At 61.0% G+C, this 8891-nt stretch carries 6 protein-coding genes; 2 read left to right on the top strand and 4 right to left on the bottom strand.

Annotation, left to right across the window (positions count from 1 at the left end; translation table 11 throughout):
* Nucleotides 1–159 precede the first annotated feature (159 nt).
* The 4 genes from CAF90_RS21185 to CAF90_RS21170 form a co-directional block, all read right to left on the bottom strand.
* Nucleotides 160–360, bottom strand: coding sequence for a co-regulatory protein PtrA N-terminal domain-containing protein (locus tag CAF90_RS21185; protein WP_085608374.1), 201 nt, complete (start codon nucleotides 358–360; stop codon nucleotides 160–162).
* Nucleotides 361–590: 230 nt separating this feature from the next.
* Nucleotides 591–3746, bottom strand: a complete 3156-nt coding sequence (locus CAF90_RS21180) for an efflux RND transporter permease subunit (protein ID WP_085608373.1) — start codon at nucleotides 3744–3746, stop codon at nucleotides 591–593.
* Nucleotides 3747–3761: 15 nt separating this feature from the next.
* Nucleotides 3762–4955, bottom strand: coding sequence for an efflux RND transporter periplasmic adaptor subunit (locus CAF90_RS21175; RefSeq protein WP_085608372.1), 1194 nt, complete (start codon nucleotides 4953–4955; stop codon nucleotides 3762–3764).
* A 49-nt stretch (nucleotides 4956–5004) separates the two neighbouring features.
* On the bottom strand, nucleotides 5005–6252 hold the full coding sequence (locus CAF90_RS21170) for a TolC family protein (RefSeq protein WP_085608371.1): 1248 nt from the start codon (nucleotides 6250–6252) through the stop codon (nucleotides 5005–5007).
* Between the two features lie 408 nt (nucleotides 6253–6660).
* Between CAF90_RS21170 and CAF90_RS21165 the strand changes: the two genes are divergently transcribed.
* Nucleotides 6661–7335 carry a heavy metal response regulator transcription factor gene (locus CAF90_RS21165; protein ID WP_007951475.1) on the top strand — a complete coding sequence of 225 codons (675 nt, stop codon included), beginning with the start codon at nucleotides 6661–6663 and terminating at the stop codon, nucleotides 7333–7335.
* The gene (locus CAF90_RS21160) at nucleotides 7332–8741 is read left to right on the top strand and encodes a heavy metal sensor histidine kinase (protein ID WP_085608370.1); all 1410 of its coding nucleotides are present in this window, start codon (nucleotides 7332–7334) and stop codon (nucleotides 8739–8741) included. Before CAF90_RS21165 ends, CAF90_RS21160 begins: the two co-directional genes overlap by 4 nt.
* Nucleotides 8742–8891 lie beyond the last annotated feature (150 nt).

The raw sequence follows: 8891 nt of genomic DNA, 5'->3' as shown, positions 1-8891 counted from the left end.
AAGTCAGCGTGTAATCGCGTTGACTGCGTTTTGCGCCCGAATCCATTGCACACTCCTGAAAAGAAGCCAGAAGGTGTAAACCTTATTCAGGACGAGACACGACTCATAAAAAAGCCCACCATCGATGTGCGATGACGGGCTCATTCACTGGCAGCACGCTTACAGGTCTTGGGTCTTGTCGTCCTTCTTGTCGTTCACGACGACCGGATCACGGGCCTTTTCCTTCGTAGCAAAAATCTCCATCGAGCGCTCATTGGCGGCCATCATTCGGTCGAAAGTGCGGTCGCCGCCACCTTCGGCCAACACCAGGGAAGACATCATCAGAGCCACGGCAAACGCGCCAATCTGTGCAAGTTTCATCGTTGATTCCTCATTCAAGTCACTGACGGGATCAAGGTAACAATCCGAACCTTTCGTGACGGTGGCGCCGAAATTACATATCCGTTATGTGCCACCGTCCTATTGGATCAATACAAAAACTGTGGGAGCGAGCTTGCTCGCGAAGAGGCCGTGTCAGTCGACTAATGAATTGAATGACAGACCGCTTTCGTCGGATCGCCGCCCGGAGCAAGCTCGCTCCCACAGGTAGATCATCTATTCAGTTGACCAGTGTCCTCGTCCCGACGATGTGCCAGCTGATACAGCGCCGGCAGGATCAGCAACGTGAGAATGGTCGATGACAGGATCCCGCCAATCACCACCGTCGCCAGCGGTCGCTGCACCTCGGCCCCGGTGCCGGTCGCAAGCGCCATCGGAATGAAGCCCAGGGACGCCACCAGCGCCGTCATCAACACCGGGCGCAATCGCGTCAGCGCGCCTTCGTGAATCGCTTCGGACAGCGAGCGCCCTTCCTCCCGCAAGTTGCGGATAAACGCGATCATCACCAACCCGTTGAGCACCGCCACACCGGACAGCGCGATAAACCCGACACCCGCCGAGATCGACAGCGGAATATCGCGCAGCCACAACGCCATGACCCCGCCGGTCAGCGCAAACGGAATCCCGGTGAACACCAGCAAGCCGTCCTTGAGGTTGTTGAACATCATGAACAGCAACCCGAACACCAGCAGCAACGCCACCGGCACCACGATCTGCAAACGCTTGGCCGCCGATTGCAGTTGCTCGAACTGCCCGCCCCAGGTGGTCCAGTAACCCGCCGGCACCTGCACGTCGCGTTCGATCACTTCGCCTGCCTCGGCGACAAAAGAACCGATGTCACGCCCACGCACGTTGGCGCTGACGATCACCAGGCGCTTACCGTTTTCGCGGCTGACCTGATTCGGCCCCAGCACCAGATCGAGGCTGGCAACGTCCTTCAGCGCAATGAAGCCGATCTGACTGGAGGCATCACCACCCGCCGCCGGCACCGGAATCAACAATGCCGACAACCCGTCGATGTCCTTGCGCATGGCGTCGGACAACCGCACCACCATGTCGAATCGACGGTCACCTTCATACAGCGTCCCGGCCTTCTGCCCGCCGACGGCCACCGCAATGGTGTCCTGCACATCGCCAACGTTGAGCCCGTAACGCGCGGCCTTGTCGCGGTCGATGTTGATGGTCAGCACCGGCAGACCGGTGGTTTGCTCGACCTTGACCTCGGACGCGCCGTTGACCTTCTGCATCGCGGCGGCAATCTTCGCCGCCGTGGCGTTGAGCACGTCCATGTCATCACCGAATACCTTGACCGCCACGTCGCTGCGCACGCCGGAGATCAGTTCGTTGAAGCGCAACTGAATCGGCTGCGACAGTTCATAGTTGCTGCCCGGCAGCGTTGCCGCGGCCTGTTGCAGTTCGGCCATCAGGGTTTCGCGGGACTTGCCCGGGTCCGGCCATTGCTCCTTCGGTTTGAGCATCACGTAGCTGTCGGAGATGTTCGGCGGCATCGGGTCAGAGGCGATTTCGGCAGTGCCAGTGCGGGCGAATACACGCTCGACTTCCGGCACCTTATTAAGGATCAACGTCTCCAGCCGCTGCTGCATATCCACCGATTGCGTCAGGCTGGTGCCCGGCACGCGCAACGCCTGCAAGGCAAAATCGCCTTCGCTGAGACTCGGCACAAACTCGCTGCCCATGCGGCTGGTGACCACACCGCTGAGCACAATCACACCCAACGCAGCACCGACCGCCATCGTCCGATGGGACATGACCCAGTCCAGCGCCGGTGCATAAACGCGACGGGCGCCGCGCATCACCACGCCCTCTTCTTCCTTTACCTTGCCGGTCACGAACAGCGCAATTGCCGCCGGCACAAAGGTCACCGACAAGAGCATGGCGCCAAGCAACGCGATGACCACTGTGAACGCCATCGGGTGGAACATTTTCCCTTCGACGCCGCTCAGGGCGAAGATCGGCAGGTACACGACCATGATGATCAACTGGCCGAAAATCAGCGGGCGCCGCGCCTCTTTCGCCGCCGCAAACACTTCATGGAAACGCTCGGATCGCGTCAGCAATCGCCCGTGATGCTGCTGCGCATGGGCCAGCCGTCGCAGGGTGTTTTCGACGATCACCACCGCGCCGTCGACGATGATGCCGAAGTCCAGCGCGCCGAGGCTCATCAGGTTGGCGCTGACCTTGTTGCTGAACATCCCGGTGAAGGTGAACAGCATCGACAGCGGAATCACCATCGCCGTGATCAGCGCGGCGCGGATATTGCCGAGGAACAGAAACAGGATCGCGATCACCAGAATCGCGCCTTCGACGAGATTCTTCTTCACCGTGGCAATGGCCTTGTCGACCAGATGCGTGCGGTCGTACACCGGCACCGCGATCACGCCGGCGGGCAAGGATTTGTTGATCTGTTCGAGTTTCGCGGCGACGGCCTGGGAGACCGTGCGACTGTTTTCGCCGATCAGCATGAACACGGTGCCGAGCACTACTTCACGGCCATTTTCCGTGGCGGCGCCGCTGCGCAGTTCACGGCCGATGTCCACGGTGGCGACGTTCTTGATCCGGATCGGCGTGCCGTCGACGTTGGCTATGACGATGTTGGCGATGTCCTCGGTGCTCGCTACCTGGCCCGGCGCGCGAATCAGCAACTGCTCGCCGCTGCGCTCGATGTACCCGGCGCCGACGTTGGCGTTGTTGCGCTCCAGCGCCGTCACCAGATCGGTGAGGGTCAGCTTGTAGGCCGCGAGTTTTTTCGGATCGGGCGCGATCTGGTACTCCTTGGCAAAACCGCCGATGGTGTTGATCTCCGCCACCCCGGGGACGTTGCGCAGTTGCGGCTTGATGATCCAGTCCTGAATCACCCGCAAGTCGGTCGGCGTGTAGGGCGTGCCGTCCCCTTTCAGCGCGCCTTCCTTGGTCTCGACCGTCCATAAAAAGATCTCGCCGAGCCCGGTGGAAATCGGCCCCATCACCGCTTCCACGCCTTCGGGCAATTGCTCCTTGGCCGACTGCAACCGCTCGTTGACCAATTGCCGGGCAAAGAACAGATCGGTGCCGTCCTTGAAGATCACCGTGACCTGCGACAAGCCCGAGCGCGACATCGAGCGCGTCTGCTCCAGAGCCGGCAGGCCGGCCATCGCGGTTTCAATCGGGAAAGTGATGCGCTGCTCGGTTTCCAGCGGCGAGAACCCAGCCGCGCCGGTGTTGATCTGAACCTGGACGTTGGTGATGTCGGGCACAGCGTCGATCGGCAGTTTCTGATAACTGGCGATGCCGAGGCCGGCCATTAGCAGAACGGCGAGCAGCACGATGATGCGCTGCTCGATGGCAAACTGGATCAGGCGTTCGAACATGGGAGTCTTCCGCGATTAATGACTGTGCTCGGCCGAGGCTTTGCCCAGCTCCGATTTGAGGACGAAGCTGCCGGCGCTGGCGACTTGCACGCCCGGCTCCAGTCCGGCGGTGACTTCCACCCGACCCGCCGCGCGACTGCCCAGCTCCACCGCTTGGGCCTTGAAGCCGTCGTCGGTGCGCACGAATACCGTGGGTTTGTCCTCAACGGTCTGGATTGCGGTTTCCGGTACGGCGACTTTGGCCTGAAGGCTGTCGGTGGCGACCAGCGCGGTGACGAACAGGCCGGGACGCCATGAGCCTTGCGGGTTTTCCAGGGTGACGCGCACGGTCGCGGTACGGGTCTGTTCGCCGAGCAGGCTGCCGACGTAAGCCACGGTGCCGCTGACTTCGGCGTTCAATTCCGCCGCGCTGACGGTGACGGATTTGCCCACCTGCACCTTGTTCAGGTCTTTCGGTGACACGCCGAACGTGACCCACACCCGCGACAAATCCGAGAGCGTGAACGCCGCCGTGGTTTCATCGACCACCTCCCCCGGCGTCAGGTGTTTTTCCACCACCACACCGTCAAAAGGCGCCCGCAGTTCATAGCGATTGCCGCCAGTGGCGACCACACTGCCACTGAGCACGCTGATCTTTTGCCGGGCATTGCTTACGGCGATTTCGGCTTCTTCCAGGGCCTGACGTGCTTGGAGGAAATCCTGCTCGGCGGAAATCTTGTCCTGCCACAGTTTCTTCTCGCGCTCGAACGTCGTGCGGGCCAAAGCCAGACGACGTTGCGCGGCTGCCTGTTCACTGCGCTGATCGGAAATCTGCTGACTGGCGATCACGGCCAGCAACTGCCCCTTCTTCACTGACTGCCCAAGATTGACCGACACCGACTCGACCACGCCCGGCACACGCGGTACGACGTGTGCGGTACGGTCCTCGTCGAAACGTACTTCGCCGGGAAACGACAGACCGAGGCTGAAGTTCTGCGCCTGGGAGGCGGCCAGTTGAATCCCCGCCGCCGCGATCTGCTCGGCCGTCAATTCGATGTGCCCTTCTTCGGCGTGCCCGCCGTCAGCAGCGGCGCCTTCTTCGGCGTGATCGGCGTGTTCCGCCGCTTCATCGGCATGCGCATCGATAGACGCATTGCCGCTCCACATCGAGCCGATGCCAATGCCCAGCGCCAACGTCGCCGCAGCGACCACGATCAGTTTTTTATCCATGGAAACTCCTCTGCGCCAAACCATCGCGCAGTGATCAGAAAGTTGAAATTCAAGGGTTGGCGCTGAGGTCGCCGAAGATGCGTTCGATGCGGACCCGGGCGTCGGTCGCCTCGCTCACCGCCTGGATGTATTGGCTGCGAGCGGCGATCAATGTGCGCTGGGCATCAAGCACGTCGAGGAAGCCGAACTTGCCCATTTCGAAACCGCGAGTGGCGCTGTCCACGGCACTTTGCGCGGCGGGCAGGATGGTCCGGTCGAACGCCTGGATTTCGCCGTTGGCGGTCTGCCATTGCGCCAGCGTGGTCTGGATTTCCGTGCGCAAGCGCAGTTCGGTGGCGTTGCGCAGGTCCCGCGCCTGATCGGTACGCCGAGCCGCCGCCAGCACGTTGCCCTGATTGCGGTTGAACAGCGGAATCGGCATCGACAGCCCCACCACGTTGACCCGCTCGCGCTCGGTTTCGCTGTACTGGCTGCCGATGCTGACGGTGAGATCGGGAATCCGCTGGGACTTTTCCAGCCCCAGCGACGCCTCGCGCTGCTCGATCTGCAACCTGGCCAGCCGCAGCTCCGCTGTTTCGTTCAGGCGCTCAAGCAAACGGGTGGGCGGCGGTACGCTGGGCAGGCTTTGAGTCGCGCTCTGCACCGTAGTCGACGTCGGCAACGGGGCGCCCATGACCTGCGCCAATTGCTGGTACGCATTGGCCTGATCGCGCTCGGCGCGGCTCAATTCCAGGCGCACTTCCGAGAGCTGCACTTGCGCCCGCGTGCCTTCCACCGGCGACGACTTGCCTGCCTCGATTCGTCCCTGCGCCACACGCAAACCGTGCTCGGCAAGCTGCAGCGACTGCCGGGCCAGTTGCAAACGTTGCTGCGCGGTCTGCGCACCGTTGAACGCTTGAAGCACGTCGGCGCGCAATGCGTTGCGCTTGCGCTCCAGCTCGATGCCGGCGGCGTCCTGCGCACGGCTCGCCACATCAATCCGCGCGCCACGCTTGCCGCCCAGCTCGATCGGCTGGCTGAGCATCACCGTGGTGGTGCGCGATTCGCGCCGGGTGTCTTCGGCATCCCACGACACTTCGGGATTCGGGATCAGGCCAGCCTGCTTGCGGTCACCTTCGGCAATGCCGATTTCCCACTGCGCGGCGGCCAGATCAGGGTTGCCGGCGAAGGCCGTTTGCAGCGCCTGATCCAGGGTCAGGGTCGATGCACTGGCAAGGCTGGTACAGGCCAGCAACAAGAGGCCGCTGGCGGTTTTTTTCAGGCGTGATCGCGCCGTCAGTTCAATTAAACCGGGCAATGGAAGGCTTCCTTCAATCAAGAATCGTTGATGGCGCCACGGTAGGGTTTTGAACTTATCGACAAGGTGACGTGAACATTACAAATCCGTTATCCACGGTTTATCGAAGTTGTTTTGCTCTAGGATTCGAAGTTCGAATGAGTTTGTTGCAATAGATAGAAACAAATGCGCGTTAGTTATCCGCCGAACAGCACTTGCCGAAATGGAAGTCATGGAAAACCCACTATTTCGCTGCGACAGGCTGTCGCGGATGGCCGATTTAAAGGCCTCAGGCGTTGACTCTGTAGCCACTACAGCCTTTACCGTGCACGCCATCCAGTTCCAAAGTCCGTCAGGAAGTCCCTGTAAAAACTGCAACTTCCAGACTCACTTACTTAAATACCCATTCATTAAAAGTGGTGAAACATCATGCGAATCCTTGTCGTAGAGGACGAGCTTAAAGCTGCCGAATACTTGCATCAGGGCCTGACCGAAAGTGGTTATATCGTTGATCACGCCGTCAATGGCGCAGATGGTTTGCACCTGGCGCAACAACAGGTTTACGACCTGATCATTCTCGATGTGAACCTGCCGGAACTCGACGGCTGGAGCGTGCTGGAACAACTGCGTCGCACCCACTCCACCCGGGTGATGATGCTCACCGCACGCGGGCGGCTCGCGGACAAGATTCGTGGTCTGGACCTGGGTGCCGATGATTATCTGGTCAAGCCATTCGAATTCCCGGAACTGCTGGCGCGGGTACGCACGTTGATGCGCCGCAGCGAGAACATCCCGGTGCCGCAGGTGCTCAAGGTCGCCGATCTGGAACTCGATCCGGGCCGTCACCGGGCCTTTCGTGGCACGCAGCGCATCGACCTGACCACCAAGGAGTTCGCCCTGCTGCACCTGTTGATGCGCCAGTCCGGCGAAGTGCTGACCCGCACCCAGATCATCTCGCTGGTGTGGGACATGAATTTCGACTGCGACACCAACGTGGTAGAAGTCTCGATCCGCCGCTTGCGAGCGAAGATCGACGATCCGTTCGACAGCAAACTGATCCACACCCTGCGCGGTGTCGGCTATGTGCTGGAGGCCCGGGAATGAAGCCGGCCAGCCTGTCGCTGCGTCTGGGTCTGACGGTCAGTATTCTCGGCGCATTGCTGGTGGTGTTCCTGGCGATCCTCGCGTATTTCGCCCTGACCCATGAGCTGAACGCGTTGTCCCGCGACAGCCTGGAAAAAAAGATGGAACAGGTCGAGCACAGCCTGACGTTGTACGCCGACACCGGTGAGATCAGTGCCAAGCCGCACATTCTGCTCGATCAGGTCATGGGGCATGACAACCTGACGCTGACCATTTATGACCTGAACAACCTGCGCACCCCGCTGCTCAAATCCGGGTCGGGCCTGACCGATCCACGGGTTGAACTGAAAGCGGTACGGGCGACCACCGATCAGTTGACCCACACCGACAGCGCCGATGCTGAAGGCGTGAAGTTTCTCACCGTCTCCAAGCTGATTCGCCTCAAGGACGGCAGCAGCGTACCAGTGCTGCTGTCGATGGATAACGCCCACGATCAGGCTCTGCTCAGCGCTTATTTGCGCTCGACGTTGATGGCTTTGCCGTTGCTGCTGGTGTTCATCGGCCTGACCGCATGGGGGGCCGTGCAGCGAGGGCTGGCACCGTTGCGCGAATTCCGCAAAGTAGCGGCGCGAGTGACGACGCAGGATCTCGATCATCGCCTGTCGGTGCTGAACATGCCCCAGGAACTCAGCGAGCTGGCGCAGGGCATCAACGTCATGCTCGATCGCCTGGACAGCGGCGTGCAGCAGTTGTCGCAGTTCTCCGATGACTTGGCCCACGAGCTGCGCACGCCGATCAACAACCTGATGGGCAAGGCCCAGGTGACGCTGTCGCGGGAGCGCTCGGTCGAGGAATACACCAACGTTCTGGTGTCCTGCACCGAAGAGCTGGAGCGGGTCGCGCGGATTGTCTCGGACATGCTGTTCCTGGCCCAGGCCAGCCAGCCTGCGGCGCACGCTTCGTTCGAGCCGATTGCGCTGGAGGAAGAGGCGTCCAAGGTGGCGGATCTGTTTTCCCTGACGGCACAGGACAAACAGATCGACCTGAAGGTCATCGGCAGCGCTCAGGTGTCGGGCGACCGGCTGATGATTCAGCGAGCGATTTCCAATCTGCTGTCCAATGCCCTGCGCCACTGCCCGTCCGGCAAGACCGTTTCGCTGTTCATCGAACAGGCGCCGAACGAGGTGTCGCTGCGGGTGAGCAATCCCGGCACAGGCATCGAAGCGCAGCACCTGCCGTATCTGTTCGACCGTTTTTACCGGGTCGACAGCAGTCGCACCCGTTCACAGGGCAGTACCGGTCTGGGACTGGCCATCGTGCATTCGATCATGACCTTGCATCAGGGCTCCGCGCAGGTTCAAAGCCGTCCGGGGGCGATGACGGTGTTCAGTCTGGTGTTTCCCGCGTTGCACCGGGAACGGCACTAAACCTTCAAGCCGATTTGTGCGGTGTTTTCTGAAACCTCATGGGAAAAATCACCGCACAAGTGCTGCATCCATCCCCGTAAATCCTTCAGTACGAATTTGCGTCGTCCCCGCGCTGAAACGTCCGACAGCGGCAGACGACAGAACGCCTCA

The organism is Pseudomonas sp. B37(2017) (assembly GCF_002112885.1).
Lineage (GTDB): Bacteria > Pseudomonadota > Gammaproteobacteria > Pseudomonadales > Pseudomonadaceae > Aquipseudomonas > Aquipseudomonas paraglycinae.
The sequence above is the reverse complement of the archived record's forward strand: the minus strand, read 5'-3'. Positions and strand labels throughout refer to the sequence as shown.